Raw genomic sequence first — 15,913 nt, 5'->3', positions numbered from 1 at the left:
CGGAAATCGATTATCAGCCTGTTCGCTCGGCCGAAAACTTGTTGAGGGATTGCTTTACGTAATGCCGAATTACGGACGGGCTAGGTTCTTGCCCCCAAGCACTGAGGCACCATCTGGCCATTTCAGTCTCCACATCAGATTGAGAGGACCAGCCTGGATCGCCAACCATTGGCATCCCTCTATCCACTAGGAGGTCTCCCAAATGGTTTGCGAACCCCTCCCAGTCGTATTTGGGCTGTCTACCCGCCCGCGCTTTTGGGGTGCTCGAAAACGCAGCGGCAAGGTCTTGCTGAACGAGGAACAGGGGAGCGGAGGCATAGACGCTGGCATCGTAAAATAGCGACGCCAAGATTTGGATGCGGCTGTCGACCGGGTAGTCCAGTCCAGCCTGCTTCCAATATTCGGTCGGAACCATCATTAGGATCCCGCTGACGGGGTCGTGCAGATAACTTGAGAATTTCGCCAGTGCTAAGCCGTCTAAGATCACTGGCCCTGCAAAAAGCCACGCTATGTAGTGCTTGTCACGCGGTGGCAGGTCGCGAAAGTGCTCGATTGGAAATTGCTCTCGCGACAGAGGGACCTCACGCCGGTCATACATGGCTTCAAGCTGCGGCTCTCTAAATAACGTGGCAACTAATTTCCTCGCTTCCGAGAAATCTAGGCGCACGGAACGGTTTGGCAACTCTGGAACCGGCATAAATGCATATTTGGAGCGATGCGCCATTGAGCTTCCGTCGTGCTCAGGTTTAACTCCCTCAAGTTTATATCTTAAGGAACTGCCGTGATAACCGGTGAATTGCGATCAAAGATCGATGCTGTTTGGAATGCCTTTTGGACAGGCGGTATTTCTAACCCGCTCGAAGTCATTGAGCAGATCACTTACTTGCTGTTTGTGCGCGGGTTAGATGATGCGCAAACGAACTATGAGCGTCAGCTAACTCGTTTTGGCACTGCCTCGGTTTCTGCTGTCTACCCGGAAGGTAACGATAGCCGCGGCCGCGCCTATCGCGATTTGCGCTGGAGCGTGTTCAAGGAGCGGGCACCGGCCGAGATGTTCACCATCGTCTCGGAGCATGTATTCCCCTTCCTGCGCGAAATGGGTGAGGCCGGAACCAGCCATGCCGAGCATATGAAGGGCGCGCGTTTCACCATTCCTACGCCGGCGCTGCTGGCAAAGGTCGTCGACATGCTCGATGACATCCCGATGGACGATCGCGACACCAAGGGTGATCTCTATGAATATATGCTGGGCAAGATCGCCAGCGCCGGCACGAACGGCCAGTTCCGCACGCCGCGCCACATCATTCAGCTGATGGTTGAACTTATGGAGCCTGGTCCGAAGGATGTCATTGTCGACCCGGCAGCTGGCACAGCCGGGTTTCTCGTGGCGGCGGGCGAGTATGTGCGCAAGCATCACCCCGGCATTTTCCGCGACGAAGAGCTGCGCAAGCACTTCCACGAGACCATGTTCAACGGTTTCGATTTCGACAGCACCATGCTGCGCATTGGCTCTATGAACATGGCTTTGCACGGCGTTGAAGGCGCCAATCTGCGCTATCGAGACAGCCTCGCCGAGGGCGCGGCGAATGATGCCGACGCCTATTCGCTCATCCTTGCCAACCCGCCGTTTGCCGGATCTCTCGATTACGAAACGACGTCCAAGGATTTGCTCAAGACGGTCAAAACCAAAAAGACCGAACTGCTGTTCATGGCCCTGTTCCTAAAACTGCTCAAACCCGGTGGGCGTGCTGCGGTGATTGTGCCTGATGGCGTGATGTTTGGCTCGTCCACTGCTCATAAGGCCATCCGCAAGATGCTGGTGGAAGATCACAAGCTTGACGCCATCATCAAGCTGCCCTCGGGCGTGTTTCGGCCCTATGCGGGTGTGTCGACTGCTATTGTCATCTTCACCAAGACCAATTCGGGCGGCACCGACCATGTCTGGTTCTATGATGTGCAGGCCGATGGACTGAGCCTAGATGACAAGCGTCAGATGCTGGTCAGCGCCGACAAATTTGGACCGGTGCCAGAGGGGGCGCTGGCAGAAGAAGAGCATGGCAAGAACAATCTGCCGGACGTTTTGGCGCGTTGGGGGCAGCGCGCTGGCAGCGAGCGGGAGCGCGTCCGCACCGAGCAGAGTTTCGCGGTGCCGAAGGCTGACATTGCTGCGGCGGATTATGACCTTTCCATCAACCGCTACAAAGAAGTGGTGCACGAAGCGGTGGAGCACCGCGCGCCAAAGGAGATCATTGCGGAGCTGAAGATGCTGGAGGCGGAAATCGCTCTGGGGCTGGATGAGCTGGAGGCAATGCTGTGAGCTGTCTTTGGCCAAATGAAGTTGCGATCGGCGACTTCTGCCAAACTGGCAGCGGTGGAACTCCGGATCGTTCTAGAGACGAATTTTATGGTGGTGAAATACCCTGGGTTAAGTCAGGCGAACTTCGAGAAGGTCTTATCCTAGATACCGAGGAGCATATCTCGGAGTTGGGCTTGCACAATAGCTCCGCAAAGCTAGTTCCCGCGGGCGCATTGCTAGTTGCTATGTATGGTGCCACTGTCGGGCGCCTTGCCATTCTCGGGTGCGACGCTGCGACCAATCAAGCTATCTGTAATATACGTCCTGACCCCTCTAGCGCGGACACCAGATATCTTTTTCGTGCATTAGAAGCAAAGGTGCCGCAGCTAGTCAGCATGGCTGCGGGGGGCGCGCAGCCCAATATAAGCCAAGACAAGATACGCAAAACTAGGGTCCCCCTCCCGCCACTCGGCGAGCAGCGGCGGATTGCGGCGATTTTGGACAAGGCCGATGCGCTGCGCCAGAAGCGCAAACGCGCCATCGCATTGCTCGACAGCCTGACGCAGTCGATCTTTGTGGAGATGTTTGGGGACCCTGCGCATAACCGGCTAGGGCTTCCAGTAGGCAAGATAGGCGACCTTCTTGAAAGTGCTACCTATGGCAGCAGCGGCAAGGCCGGGCAAATTGGGGCTTATCCAATGCTCCGAATGGGGAACCTCACCAACAATGGCCAGATGGACTACGCTGATCTCAAATACATCGACTTGTCGGAAGACGAGATCGATCGCTACACAGTTAGGCGGGGAGATATTCTCTTCAATCGCACTAACAGCGCAGAGTTGGTGGGCAAAACGGCCGTATTCGACAGAGATGAACCCTACGCATTTGCCGGCTATCTCGTTAGAGCCAGGACTAAGTCTGAATTTTCTCCCGAGTATGTTTCAGGTTATCTAAACTCGCCGCACGGAAAGAAGACCTTGAGGGGTATGGCTAAGAGCATCGTTGGGATGGCAAACATTAATGCTAAAGAAATGCAGGCTATTCCGATTTTGATCCCGGATCAGGCATCTCAGAGACGATATTCCGAGACAGTCGAGCGGATTCGGGCGCGGCAAAGCCGTTACAACGGGTCTCTTTCAGTAATCCAAGACTTGTTTTCCTCTCTCCAACACCGCGCGTTTTCTGGTCAACTTTGAGGGGGCAAAATGCCTGAAACTTATGTCGTCGATTTGCCCGCACGCATGACGCAAAGAGGCTTCTGGCTTTATGTTTGGCAAGTTCCGGTTGATGGCGAGGATCTCTATTACGTCGGGCGAACTGGCGACAACTCCAGCCCGTATGCGTCCTCTGTCTATCGTCGCTTCGGTCAGCACCTAGGTGACGCGGACAACACAAACGCTCTGCTGAAGCACCTTCGGAAACGATACCCAGAAAAAGACACCTGGCATTACGACACGTTCAGGATGATTGCGTTAGGGCCCATCTTCCCAGAGGTAGAACGACATCCGGATTTTCTCCATGGTCAAGCACCCCACTATAGGGACGCGTTTACTCGGCATGTTGCATTTAGGAATCGGGCGGCTGCTTTAGAGGCAAAGCTTGCTCGTGAACTTACGGCGTCTGGCTACGAAGTCCTGAACACCGTTTCCAGCAATGCGCCGCTCGACCACGATGACTGGCAGTTAGTCAAAAATGCCCTGATCGAACATTTCCCAAACCTGAGCGAGATTCGCCCATGAGCAACTTCGCCTTTCTTGCAGACGAATTTCCCGAGATTTTCGCCCTGGCCAAGGAGGCGGAGCGGCATGGGCTTTCAGCGCCGGGGGCGGCGGCGATCTATGCGCGCAAGACGGTCGAGGTCGCCGTTCACTGGCTCTACAAGCACGACGCTTCGCTGCGCTTTCCCTATGAAACCAATCTGGCGGCGCTAACGCACGAACCCAGCTTCAAGGCGCTGGTGGGCGAAGCGGTGTTTTCCAAAATCCGCCTCATCACCAAGCTGGGTAATCAGGCGGCGCACGAGGCGAGAGAGCCGGCCAAAACGCAGGTAAGCCAGGCCATTGCCGACCTCTTCCACGTCACCTTCTGGCTCGCCGCCACCTATGCCCGCAAGACCCGTCCAAGGGCTGATCTGCAATTTGACCCTGCAGAGCTGACGCGCCGCGATGACGTGCTCAAGCGCAGCTTTGCGCAGCTGCAACAGCTCAACGCCGAGCTTGCGGCACGCGACGAAGCCAATGAAGAGCTGCGCCGCCAGATCGAGCAATTGCGCAGCGTTCCGGCTGAAGCGCAGTCGGACATTGTCGCGGAACTGGCCGCGCTGCGCGCCGAGCTGGCAGCGGCCAAGCGCGAAAACGCAGCCGCACCAATCCGCCACGACTACGACGAAGCGCAAACCCGCGATGCCTATATTGACCTGCTGCTCAATGAAGCGGGGTGGTCGCTGGAGAGCGCAGAAAAGCGCGAATACCCCATCGATGGCATGCCCAACAATCAGGGCGTGGGTTATGCCGACTATGTGCTGTGGGGCGATGACGGCAAACCGCTGGCCGTTATCGAAGCGAAACGCACCAAGCGCGACCCGCGCGTTGGCCAGCAACAGGCCAAGCTCTATGCCGATGGGCTGGAAGCCAAATTCGGTCAACGCCCGGTGATCTTCTACACCAATGGCTATGAGCACTGGATCTGGGATGACGCGCGCTATCCGCCGCGCGCTATCCAGGGCTTTCTCAAAAAGGACGAGCTGGCGCTGCTGATCGAGCGGCGGCGTTCACGTCGACCACTGCTCGAAGCCGACATCAACAAGTCAATTGTCGGACGTTATTACCAGCGTCGCGCCATCTCGCGCATCGCCCAGAGTTTTGAGACGGATCGCCAACGCAAGGGCCTGCTGGTGATGGCCACCGGCTCGGGAAAGACGCGCACGGTTATCGCGCTGGCTGACCTCTTGATGAAAGCCAATTGGGCCAAGCGCATCCTCTTCCTTGCCGACCGTGTGGCGCTGGTGAACCAGGCCGTGGCTGCGTTCAAGGAACACTTGCCGGATGCCGCTCCGGTGAACCTTGTCACCGAAAAATCCACCAAAGGCCGCGTCTATGTTTCGACCTATCCTACAATGATGGGCCTGATCGACCAGAAGCGCGAGGAGGGGCGCCATTTTGGCGTGGGACATTTCGATCTCATCATCATCGATGAGGCGCACCGTTCGGTTTATCAGCGCTATGGCGCCATCTTTGACTATTTCGACAGCCTGCTGGTGGGGCTGACTGCGACGCCACGCGACGAAATCGACCGCAACACCTATAGCCTGTTTGAACTCGAGGACGGCGTGCCGACGGATTACTATTCCCTCGAGCAGGCAGTTGCCGACGAATATCTGGTACCGCCGGAGGCCGTGTCTGTTCCGCTGAAATTCCAGCGCGAGGGCATCAAATATGAGAGCCTGAGCGACGCGGAAAAAGACCAGTGGGACATGCTGGAATGGGATGAGGATGAGATCCCCGACAGCGTCGACGCGCAAGCAATCAACAAGTGGTTGTTTAACACTGACACTGTCGACAAGGTGTTGGCCCATGTGATGACCAACGGCCTTAAGGTGGAGGGTGGCGACCGGCTGGGCAAGACCATCATCTTCGCCAAGAACCAGGCGCATGCCGAGTTCATCGAAAAGCGGTTCAATGTGAATTACCCCGCCTTGGCTGGCCATTTCGCGCGGGTGATCACCTTCAAGACCGAATATGCCCAAAACCTGATCGACGACTTTTCAACCAAGGACAAAAACCCGCACATCGCGATCTCGGTGGACATGCTCGATACCGGCATCGACGTGCCGGAAGTGGTCAATCTGGTGCTGTTCAAGCTGATCCGCTCCAAGACCAAATTCTGGCAGATCCTCGGTCGCGGTACGCGACTTTGCGAGGACCTTTTCGGACCAGGTCGGGACAAGGAATGCTTCTACGTTTTTGACTTCTGCCAGAACCTAGAGTTCTTCAGCCAGAATCCCAAGCCGACCGAGGGGGCGACTGGGAAGAGCCTGTCCGAGCGGCTGTTTGGGGCGCGACTGGACCTCGTCATGGCTCTTGACGAGAAGGAAAAAGGCGAGGGTGGGAGAGAGTTCGGTGAAAGCGAGCAGGCTACGCTCGGTCCAGCTGGAGACGCTCCCGCGCCGCATGACGAGGCTTCCGTTCGCGCCATCACGCTCGATGCGTTGCGCGACTACGTTGCTGGCATGAACCCCGACAATTTCATTGTGCGGCCGCATCGCCGCGCGGTCGAGAAATTCCAGAGTCCGGAGAGTTGGCTCGCGATCGACCAGGCTGCGCAACAGGAGCTTGTTGACGAAGTCGCAGGCCTCCCTACCGATCGCAAACTCGGTAACGAGGCTGCCAAGCGCTTCGACCTGCTGATGCTCAACCTACAGCTTTCTCTGCTGCGGACCAGCAAGAGCTTCGATCGCTATCGCAAACAGCTTCTCGAGATTGTCTCTGCGCTTGAAGAGCAATTCACCATCCCGGTGGTAGCGTCTCAGCAAGAATTTATTCTCGAAATTCAAACAGACGCCTGGTGGGAAGGTGTGACCGTTCCACTTCTTGAGCTGGTGCGGTTACGTCTTCGCAATCTTGTGCAGCACGTTGAAAAATCAAAGCGCGGGATTGTCTATTCCGACTTTGCCGATGAGATCGGCCAAAACGTAAATATAGAGCTGCCACAGATTGGTTCGGTTGATTTCGCTCGCTTCAAGCGCAAGGCACGCCGCTTCTTGCTCGAGCATGAGGATAATCTGACGTTGCAGAAGCTACGCAGGGGGCTCCCATTGACGAAGGTGGACCTTGAGCAGCTTGAAGCGCTGTTACTGGCCGCAGGTGTCGGAGATAAGGCGCAGATAGAAAAGGCCGCCGAGCTGAGCAGCGGTCTGGGGCGGTTCATCCGTTCACTCGTGGGGCTAGAGCGAGCTGCGGTCGCGGCCGAATTCAGTAACTTTATCGCCTCTGGCACGGTAACGGCAGATCAGGTGGAATTCGTTGAGCTCGTCATAGAGCACTTAACTGAAAAAGGGACGATGGATCCCCGCCTTCTTTACGCAAGCCCGTTCAAAGACATTGCGCCCTCAGGCCCAGAACAGGTCTTCACTATCGAGCATACAGACCGCCTGTTCGAGCTGATTGAAAAAATCAACACCAGCGCGAACGTTAATGTCGCCTGAGCTCAAGCGCTCAAGAACGTGTGCGCGAATGCGTACTTTTCGAGACGCTTAAGGTCGGAGGCATCGACCTCGCGGCCTAAGCGGCCGGTGTCAGAGTTGTCGTTGAGATCGGCCAGCTTCACCTTCCGGGCGATCTCGTTCGCCTTCACCCGCTGCAGATACTCTGGGTAGTCCTCGCCCGCGCGTTTGGTAATCGCATCCACCGCGGCGCGAATTTCGGTGCCGAAGTCATCTTCCACCTTATCGAGCGTGTACCAAACGCAATCTTCCACGCTGTCGTGCAAGAGGCCTACGATGCGCTCGGCGTCGCTCTCTAGCTGCATCATCACCCTGATCGGATGCAAGATATACGGAGCGCCGCCTTTATCTGTCTGCCCCTGGTGAACCTTGAGGGCTGTTGCTAATGCCAGTTCTAAAGGGCTCATGGCGTTCTCCTGAACAATTACAAGATGGAATTGGCTATCGCGTCAGAAACGGCTTGAGACGCGGCTTTTACCGGATCATTGTGCAGGTGCGCGTACCTGTTAGTCGTGCTGGGCTCAGAGTGCCCGAGCAATCCGCCAATAATAGGCAAGCTGGTTCCTTGAGACACGGCCACGCTTGCGAAACTGTGCCTGAGATCATGCAGCCGTAAGTTTGGTAGTCCTGCTGCGTCGCGAACCTGACGCCACACCTTGGGGGTGCCGCTATAATGGCCAGTGCCAACGGTGGCAGGGAATACGTATCCGTTAGTTTTGGGAAGTTGCTGGAGAATAGTTAGCGCTCCGTCGTTGAGAGGCAAGCTCTTCGCGCCAGTCTTGGAGTCCGCGAGGTGGAGGTAGCCTGTGACTAGATCCACTTCCGACCATTTTAGCATTTCGATCTCGCCCTTGCGCGTTCCGGTGAGCGCGAGAAGCCGTATTATTGCAACCGCGTAGGGATGCGCGGTGGTTTCGACTTGTTTGAGTGCTCGTCCGAGTAGAAAGAACTCTTCGTGGGTAAGAAAACGCTGGTTCTTGTTGTCCCGATAGCGTTTCACGCCGTGCACCGGGTTTGTGTCGACTAAGCCAAGCTCACCTGCGAATGTGAAAATCCCACCCAGCAAGCCTACTGTCCGCGACGCAGTACCCTTGCCGCCTGTTACAATGGCTCGACCGCGGGTGCCCGTCTTTACGTCATCCGCAGATTTACCTTTAGCTATGTCCTCCAGTAAGGTTTTGACGACGCTTTTGGTAACCTGGGACAGCTTCAGCTTGCCGATCAACGGGACAATGTGGCGTTCAATTCTGCCTTTGTCGGTAGCTATGGTACTGGCTTTCTTCGACCCGATCCCCTTCTCGATGTACAGTTCACAAAGTTCGGACACGGTCAGCTCGGTTCGCGACCTCTGTTTTTCTCCAGCAGGGTCGCGCCCATTGGCGGCTAATCCAAGAATGCGGCGTGCTTCTTCTCTAGCGGCGTCTGGTGTCCAAGGAGAGCCGTGGGCACCTATCGTCACGCGGCGTGTGGGCGCAGCTCTTCCACGGCCCACCCTGTATTTGCAGACGTAGGACTTGCGACCGCCAGCGGATACCTTCAGCCCGAAGCCCTTAAGGTCGGTATCCCATAGGAAGTAATCGGCTCCCGATATCTCCGCCTTATCGACCAAGCTTTTTGTGATCTTACTAGCCATCAAGCACCTCTCCCGCGTAACCACATAGTAACCACCGCGACCGGAAATTGGAAGATGCTCAGTGCTAATGCGTCATAATAAAGTCAGGAAGTTCCGAGAAATCAGATCTTTATGGAGTATGGCGGAGCGCCGGTAAAAGTCGGGATCTTGCCCTCCGAAGGCAGAGGTCGTGAGTTCGAATCTCGCCGGGTGCGCCAAATACTCACGCAAATACAATGCTTTAGCATTTCGTGAGTCCGTGAATTTGTACCTTGCTACGCTTCCGCACATGATCTGGCACAAATCTGGCACAATTGGCTGTGCCAAGGATGCTTGCTGCAGCCAAACCTTCCTCCCGCTCATTCGCTTGATTAATCGGCCCATCGCCATTGGCGATTGGTGTCGTTTCGGCCAGCTGGCGTAGGGGAGGCTCAGATGAAGATTTTTGCTCTCATCACTGATGGTAATGGCCATTTGCACATCGTAGCTACCCGCTGCCCTGATCTGCTTCGGCGTCAGATTTCTGCGACGACGGGCAGTGCTCGGTTGGAGTATGTGGGAGCTATGCTGTGCCCGCCGGAGTTGCACGAAAAACAGTCTTGAAGGCAGTTCGTCAACGCTGGTGGGAGGGGCAAGTTTTGTCTGTAACGCGAAATACACTTTTTAGATTGATTGGGCGAATGACTAGTCGTGTTCGAAATTCTTAATAATGTTTGACCAGATGGGATTGCGTGCATGGGGTGCTGCAATCCCATGCACGCAAGATAGAAATTTCTAAAGATAGCAAATTGAAGTCATATTCAGGGAGGGGCTCACCCGTCTACCCCCTTGGCATTTTTGACCTGACCACGAAAAATTTTATAGTTGCTGCAAGTACCACTTATAGGTGGTTGCTATCCCGTCCCGTAGGGAGATGTGTGGCCTCCATCCAAGGCTCGTCAGCTTGTCAGCGCTCATCAGCTTCCGGGGTGTACCGTCGGGTTTTGATAGATCGTGCACGATTTCCCCTTTGAAGCCAATGATCTCGCACACAAGCTGAGTTAGCTCCAATATCGTAACGTCTTCTCCCGATCCGACATTGACGTGTTCGGCCTCGGAGTAGTTCTTGAGCAAAAACACGAGTGCGTCTGCACAATCATCCGCGTGAAGAAATTCTCGCCGAGGGCTGCCTGTACCCCAGACGGTAATAGATTTCGCGCCGGTGACTTTGGCTTCGTGCGCCTTGCGAATAAGGGCGGGCAAGACGTGACTTGAGTTGAGATCAAAATTGTCGCCGGAGCCGTAAAGATTTGTCGGCATAGCGCTAACATAGTCACGACCATATTGCTTGCGATACGCTTGGGCCAGCTTGATCCCAGCAATTTTGGCAACAGCGTACCATTCGTTGGTTGGCTCAAGGGGCCCCGTAAGAAGCGCAACTTCACTGATGGGTTGAGCAGCTAGTTTGGGATAGATGCAAGATGAGCCGAGAAACAAGAAGCGATTCACGTCAGCAGCGTGAGCAGCTTGTATTATGTTCGCCTCGATAATTAGGTTATCGTATAGGAATTCTGCCGGTTGAGTATCATTCGCCAAGATACCACCAACCTTCGCGGCCGCCATGACGATTGCGTCAGGTCGCGCTTCGTCAAGGAAGCGCTCCACTGTTGACTGCCGCTTTAGGTCCACAGTATCGCGGCCCGCTGTAATGACCTCGCAATTTTCGGTTGCCAAGCGCCGGACAACGGCGCTGCCGACCATACCACGATGACCAGCAACCCAGATGCGTTTGCCTTTTAAATCGTAACTCATGAGTGTCGGGCAGCCTTTTCACTTTGCATCAGAGCTAGATCTGATTGCACCATTTCAGCGGCCAAAGCGCGGACGGTTGTCTTGTGTGTCCATCCGAGTTTTTCTTTGGCTTTTTTCGGATCACCTAACAAAAGCTCAACCTCAGTTGGTCGGAAATAACGCGGATCGACTTCTACGAGGCATTTACCGGTAGCGGCGTCAAAGCCCTTCTCGTCAACACCTGAGCCGTGCCATTCGACCTTGATCCCGACATCGGCAAAACTCCACTCGACGAAATCACGAACTGCTGTCGTTTCTCCTGTGGCCAGAACGTAGTCGTCTGGTTTGTCCTGTTGCAGCATCAACCACATACCTTCGACATATTCTCTTGCATGTCCCCAGTCGCGCTTCGCGTCTAGGTTGCCGAGATACAGTCGAGCTTGAAGGCCAAGATGGATGGCAGCGACAGCGCGTGTGATCTTGCGGGTGACAAACGTTTCGCCACGGAGGGGGCTCTCATGGTTGAAGAGGATGCCGTTGCTCGCGTGCATGCCGTACGCTTCGCGGTAGTTCACCACAATCCAGTAGGCATATAGCTTTGCAGCTGCGTAAGGAGAGCGTGGGTAGAAAGGGGTGGTTTCGCGCTGAGGCGTTTCCTGCACAAGACCATAGAGTTCAGAGGTCGATGCCTGATAGAACCGGGTCTTACCCTCAAGTCCAAGAATACGGATAGCTTCAAGCAGTCGGAGCGTACCTATGCCGTCGGCATTTGCGGTGTATTCCGGCGTTTCAAAACTCACGTGAACATGGCTTTGTGCTGCTAGATTATAGATCTCGTCGGGCTGAGTTTCTTGGACAATGCGGATAAGATTGGTGGAATCCGTAAGATCACCGTGGTGCAAAAAGAAGCGAGGATCCTGCTCATGCGGATCCTGATAAATATCCTCGATGCGGCCGGTATTGAAAGAAGAGGAGCGCCGCTTGATGCCGTGGACAATATACCCCTTATCGAGCAAAAGGCGGGCGAGATAGGCACCATCTTGGCCTGTTACGCCGGTGATCAAGGCTGTTTTTCTGGTGCTCATTGTCTCGTACCCACGATGAGGAAGGGTGATGCTTCCTGTGACAGATTTCATATAAGGCCATAAAGTGCTTCGCGATCGAAGGGAAGCGAAGTACATTACGTCTTCGATTTCTAAAACAGTGAAATGGTACCGCTCCGGCGCCTTAAAGAAAAAAGACGCCATTGTCATTTACCTGACTAGTATCAGGCTCCCTGTGGTAATCCCTCCGTTTCTAGAGGGGAGCCGCGATTGAATTCGAGCGGACACTTTCAGTTTGTGTGCGGGCGTAATGCCACCGATATCCATATTGGGCCGTTTGTTTTTGTAGGGCCATAGTCAAGGTGTTTCGATGTCCTGCACCTCATCGATACTCTCAATGAGGTAACGATCGAGCCATTGATGCGGGACGTTTCGGTTGTAATGCTCGAAGTAGGCGTTCTGGTGTAACTCTGGCGGGTGGATTTGGCTCAAGGTAACTCATGGTTTTGCTGCCCCTACCTTCGGGGAGCCACTTACTGAACGGCTCCTGGTTTGGCATATAACTCCCAGGCCCAAGCGGCGGCGGGCTCGGTTGTTGAAGACCGCTTATGGTCGAAGATCGCGGTTCGGGCGAGGTCGCGTGTTTTGTAGATGCGTTTTTTCAAATGCGCTCGCATTCAGGCTCACGAAAAGTGACTCGGCGACGGCATTGTCCTGGCAGTTGGCCAGTGGGTCCATGTTGGGTTCGAGGTTATTGCCCCGACAGATGCGCTAGAAGTCGTCGCTGCCATATTGGATTCCCTGATCGGAGTGAGCAAGGACGCTGCTAGCAGGCATTCTGCGCGAGACGGCCATCAACAGCACATTCATAGTTTGTTCCTTTAAGAGGCAGAGCTTCATCGGCGAGCCCACCAGCCTAAGCGCGAACAGGTCCACGACGACCGCCAGCCCTGCCAGGTTCAGAAATAGGTTATGTCGGTGGCCCAGACCTTGTTGGGTGAACCCACGGTGAAGAAACGTTGCAGGTGGCTTGGAGCTACAATCGAAGGGCGGCCAGAAATGCCTCAAAGCTTCTTATAGCTGCGCACCGGCTTGCTGACGTTGTCAGCCATAATGCGTTCGCCATGGTGGAAAGCCTCAGACTTCGCCAATTTCGCGCAAGTCACCGAAGATGCGGCGCGCGCCATAAACGCCATCGCTGGCGTGGTAGGGGCGCGGATGAGGTCGAGCAGGCGTGCATCTTCCCTGGCATGATCGCTGACCAGCTCGTGCAGCCATGCTTAGAAACCGGCGCGAGCCATCCGCGAAACACGGCACATCAACGTGATGGAGTAGTCGTGGTGTAGTTCGTTCATGGAGACGTACTTCACTGGAGCTCCTTGGCAAGGTATCGCGCGGCTTCTTAGGGATCCCGCTCCTCCTCCGCGCGGCGTAATTGCGAGTGCAGGCGAGGCACCTCGCTCTTGGCTTCAAGAAGTTCCTGCGATTGCTGCTCGGATCGGGCGGGGGAAACGGCCTTCACCCAATTATGAAGGCTATGGGCCGGCACGCCTATACGTGCCGAGACATGCAGAACACGATAGCAGCGTTCAACTACCCTTCTGACGGCATATTATTTGAATTCTGGCGTAAATCTCTGTGTACTCATAAGCTGCTTCCTCTGCTCAAGGATAGGTGGGGCCTGACGACCGGGCTTGGGGCCGTCCAACTCTGATTTGTGCGGTTGAGATGGTGCAGGCTCGTGTGTAAGGAATGAGCTGTGAGGTTTTGCTTGGAGGGAAGTGTGCCGCAAGACAAAGATATCGATGTTTATGACATAGCAGATTGGCTTTGGTCATTTAAATGGATGGCAGCAGCCTTCTTGATCCTGGGATTAGCCGGGTCAGCGTACATGTGGAGGGCAGGAGATGCTCCGCCGTCAAAGGAGATTATTCTTTCGGTCTTCCCTGGTGGCAACGTTGTTTGGAGCGACGTGCAGATCGTTGAAATTCTAAGTGCCACGGCTATGGAAAGCGGGGCTCGTGTGCTCCCAAGCGGAGCCGCCAGTCAGGTAGTCTTGTCCGTGCAGGAAGCAGGCTCCGAAAAGGCAGTCATCGCGGTTATCGCCGAAGTCGAGGGGCTGCTGTTGAACCAAACGAGGGCTTGGGTGGACGAAATTACACCCTTAATAAACCAAAACTCAGCTGCCTTTGACAGTTATGCCACTGCCAGAGCATTTTTGAAGGGGCTGGATTCCGGCATGATAAAGTTGGTAGCGGTAGAAAGCCGCGAAGTGCCACGGCCAACCTCCATAATGAGGCAACTGTTACCGCTAGGGGCTGCGTGCGGCCTGTTCCTGCTATTGGCTTGTGGTAGGTCGTTCGTGGTTGGGTGGCGACGTCGGAAAACTGGCCAATAGTGGCGCGATAGGGGCAGCAAGTGCAAAATTTGGTATTTGATGAACATCTGTTGATCCATTTCTGTTGTCGCGATCAGCAGTAGAAAATTTAGTCATCGAAGATGGTTGTCAAAGTATCTCATGTCGCGGGCTCGGCTTTTAATAGCTCACCTTTCCTATGATGGAGCTTGCAATGGAGCTTGCAGCTTATATCGCCGTTGTTGGACTTGCTTGCGCGTTAGCTGTTAGGCCCAACCCTTTATCCGCGGGTACATTCACTGTGGTATGTTTTGCGACTTATGTAGCACTGTCAGTAATCATTCGTCTTAGCGGATTTGATGTGGATATGGCAGTGTATGCGGCGAGTATGCACTACATTTTTGATGCACCTTATTATCTACGCGAGCCTGTAGTTTGGTATGGGCATCGGTTATTGTGGAGTATTACGGGCTCGGAGGTAATATCATTTGTAGTTATGGATGTTGTTCTCATGTCTGTAATGTTTTTTTCCTTTAAGCGACTGAGGTTGCCTCAGTATGCATATATATCAGTAATTTCGTTTTTCCCATTTATTATGGGTATGCAGAATGTTTACCGACAGTTTGCTGGTTCAATATTTTTCATTGCTGCTATTTCGGCTATTTATGATCGAAAGTCATATAAAGGGGTGGCATTTTCATTGCTATCAATGCTCAGTCACAACGTAGCGGCTGTGTTTATTTTTCTTATGCCAATGTTCACTAAATATCGGCAGGTAGCATTTATTGCTGGAATTGTTTTGATACCGGTGGCAATTTTTGTCGGTGGTGATACCAAGTCCGGAGTGGAAACGGGCGCGCGATTGGAATGGGCCTACGTCGGTATCTTGACTGTTTGTTGTGGGGCTATTTTTTTCTTAGAGCGCGCTCATCGTAATTTGCGAAGCACGATCGCATTACTTGTGACTCTCGCTTTACACACGAACATAGCTGCGGCAGCCATGCTCGCAAGCGCTGCCGCGGAACGTGTATCCCTTTTTACACTTCTGGCAATTTATCCTTTGCTTGTCAGGGTGGTAGAAAGGCGATTGCGCGAGAAGTTTTTGCTTCGCTGCGCCATAACCGTGTTTGGTTTTATCCCCATACTTGTCGCGGGGACAAGGATTTTCATTTTTGGAGAGTAACTTGAAGCGCGCTGCGCGGGACGTGCAGTCCGCTATAAAGTGTCTATATCGCAATGACTTCGTCGCATCCGTTTCGCCTTCTGCTTTCCCCTAGAAGATTACCAGGAGATCGACAAGTTGTACGCTTTCGTCATTTAGCTTAACGCTGTCATGATAGCAGGTCTCGCTGAGCTCGAAGGTCCTGCACGCTAGCAGCTATTCACCCTTTCAACGCCATTGCTTTCCCGGCCATCTCTAGGCGTTGAGACGTGACGTGCTCCCACTAATTCGGACCATTTTGAACTGGAATTTTCCAATTATGATCCCTTGGTCGGGATATGGAGATTTCGATGAAGACGTCCAAGTTTACCGAGGCGCAGATCGCGTTCATTTTGAAGCAGGCGGAAGACGGTACGCCGGTGGCCGAGGTTTGCCGGAAGGCCGGACTTGCTG

The 15,913-nt window shown here is 54.3% G+C and carries 13 protein-coding genes, 1 tRNA gene and 2 pseudogenes; 8 read left to right on the top strand and 8 right to left on the bottom strand.

The window, feature by feature from the left end; all coding sequences use genetic code 11:
• Nucleotides 1–13: 13 nt before the first annotated feature.
• The gene (locus tag JHC09_RS15955) at nucleotides 14–724 is read right to left on the bottom strand and encodes a hypothetical protein (protein WP_199532800.1); all 711 of its coding nucleotides are present in this window, start codon (nucleotides 722–724) and stop codon (nucleotides 14–16) included.
• Nucleotides 725–781: 57 nt separating this feature from the next.
• Between JHC09_RS15955 and JHC09_RS15950 the strand changes: the two genes are divergently transcribed.
• Genes JHC09_RS15950 through JHC09_RS15935 form a run of 4 tightly spaced genes read left to right on the top strand, consistent with a single transcriptional unit; the run spans nucleotide 782 to nucleotide 7,499 of the window.
• Nucleotides 782–2,317, top strand: coding sequence for a class I SAM-dependent DNA methyltransferase (locus JHC09_RS15950; RefSeq protein WP_199532799.1), 1,536 nt, complete (start codon nucleotides 782–784; stop codon nucleotides 2,315–2,317).
• Entirely contained in the window at nucleotides 2,314–3,492 is a 1,179-nt protein-coding gene (locus JHC09_RS17225; protein ID WP_199532798.1) for a restriction endonuclease subunit S, read from the top strand. Before JHC09_RS15950 ends, JHC09_RS17225 begins: the two co-directional genes overlap by 4 nt.
• A 9-nt stretch (nucleotides 3,493–3,501) precedes the next feature.
• The gene (locus JHC09_RS15940) at nucleotides 3,502–4,035 is read left to right on the top strand and encodes a hypothetical protein (RefSeq protein WP_199532797.1); all 534 of its coding nucleotides are present in this window, start codon (nucleotides 3,502–3,504) and stop codon (nucleotides 4,033–4,035) included.
• A complete protein-coding gene (locus JHC09_RS15935; RefSeq protein ID WP_199532796.1) occupies nucleotides 4,032–7,499 on the top strand; it encodes a DEAD/DEAH box helicase family protein in 3,468 nt (1,155 codons plus the stop codon). The genes JHC09_RS15940 and JHC09_RS15935 overlap by 4 nt, the downstream gene beginning before the upstream one ends.
• Before the next feature lie 2 nt (nucleotides 7,500–7,501).
• Here the strand turns inward: JHC09_RS15935 and JHC09_RS15930 are convergent, their stop codons facing one another.
• A complete protein-coding gene (locus JHC09_RS15930) occupies nucleotides 7,502–7,924 on the bottom strand; it encodes an HD domain-containing protein (protein ID WP_199532795.1) in 423 nt (140 codons plus the stop codon).
• A gap of 17 nt (nucleotides 7,925–7,941) precedes the next feature.
• Nucleotides 7,942–9,150, bottom strand: a complete 1,209-nt coding sequence (locus tag JHC09_RS15925; RefSeq protein WP_199532794.1) for a site-specific integrase — start codon at nucleotides 9,148–9,150, stop codon at nucleotides 7,942–7,944.
• Nucleotides 9,151–9,276: 126 nt separating this feature from the next.
• On the opposite strand from JHC09_RS15925, the gene JHC09_RS15920 reads away from it, so the two are divergent.
• Nucleotides 9,277–9,347: transfer RNA gene (locus JHC09_RS15920), tRNA-Arg, on the top strand.
• 640 nt (nucleotides 9,348–9,987) lie between these two features.
• Here JHC09_RS15920 and JHC09_RS15915 read toward each other — a convergent pair.
• The 4 genes and pseudogenes from JHC09_RS15915 to JHC09_RS15905 all read right to left on the bottom strand — a co-directional run bounded on the left by JHC09_RS15915 (nucleotide 9,988) and on the right by JHC09_RS15905 (nucleotide 13,590).
• Nucleotides 9,988–10,920 carry a GDP-L-fucose synthase gene (locus tag JHC09_RS15915; protein ID WP_199532793.1) on the bottom strand — a complete coding sequence of 311 codons (933 nt, stop codon included), beginning with the start codon at nucleotides 10,918–10,920 and terminating at the stop codon, nucleotides 9,988–9,990.
• Nucleotides 10,917–11,984 (bottom strand): GDP-mannose 4,6-dehydratase, encoded by a 1,068-nt coding sequence (gene gmd / locus JHC09_RS15910; protein WP_199532792.1) that lies wholly within the window; start codon nucleotides 11,982–11,984, stop codon nucleotides 10,917–10,919. Before gmd ends, JHC09_RS15915 begins: the two co-directional genes overlap by 4 nt.
• Nucleotides 11,985–12,299: 315 nt before the next feature.
• Nucleotides 12,300–12,434 carry a hypothetical protein gene (locus JHC09_RS17115; RefSeq protein ID WP_282567707.1) on the bottom strand — a complete coding sequence of 45 codons (135 nt, stop codon included), beginning with the start codon at nucleotides 12,432–12,434 and terminating at the stop codon, nucleotides 12,300–12,302.
• Nucleotides 12,435–12,440: 6 nt separating this feature from the next.
• Nucleotides 12,441–13,590, bottom strand: a pseudogene (locus JHC09_RS15905) (IS3 family transposase).
• A 135-nt stretch (nucleotides 13,591–13,725) separates the two neighbouring features.
• Between JHC09_RS15905 and JHC09_RS15900 the strand changes: the two are divergent.
• The gene (locus tag JHC09_RS15900; RefSeq protein WP_199532791.1) at nucleotides 13,726–14,340 is read left to right on the top strand and encodes a hypothetical protein; all 615 of its coding nucleotides are present in this window, start codon (nucleotides 13,726–13,728) and stop codon (nucleotides 14,338–14,340) included.
• Nucleotides 14,341–14,512: 172 nt separating this feature from the next.
• Nucleotides 14,513–15,481 carry an EpsG family protein gene (locus JHC09_RS15895; RefSeq protein WP_199532790.1) on the top strand — a complete coding sequence of 323 codons (969 nt, stop codon included), beginning with the start codon at nucleotides 14,513–14,515 and terminating at the stop codon, nucleotides 15,479–15,481.
• A gap of 99 nt (nucleotides 15,482–15,580) precedes the next feature.
• Here JHC09_RS15895 and JHC09_RS17010 read toward each other — a convergent pair.
• Nucleotides 15,581–15,728, bottom strand: a pseudogene (locus JHC09_RS17010) (IS3 family transposase); the annotation flags it as partial.
• Nucleotides 15,729–15,810: 82 nt separating this feature from the next.
• Here JHC09_RS17010 and JHC09_RS15890 point away from each other — a divergent pair.
• A partial coding sequence (locus JHC09_RS15890) for a transposase (RefSeq protein ID WP_199532109.1) occupies nucleotides 15,811–15,913 on the top strand: 103 nt, incomplete at its 3' end.

Source organism: Devosia sp. MC532 (genome assembly GCF_016461625.1).
In the GTDB taxonomy this organism is placed as follows: Bacteria; Pseudomonadota; Alphaproteobacteria; order Rhizobiales; family Devosiaceae; genus Devosia.
Note: the sequence above shows the minus strand (reverse complement) of the source record. Positions and strands in the feature narration are given on the sequence as shown.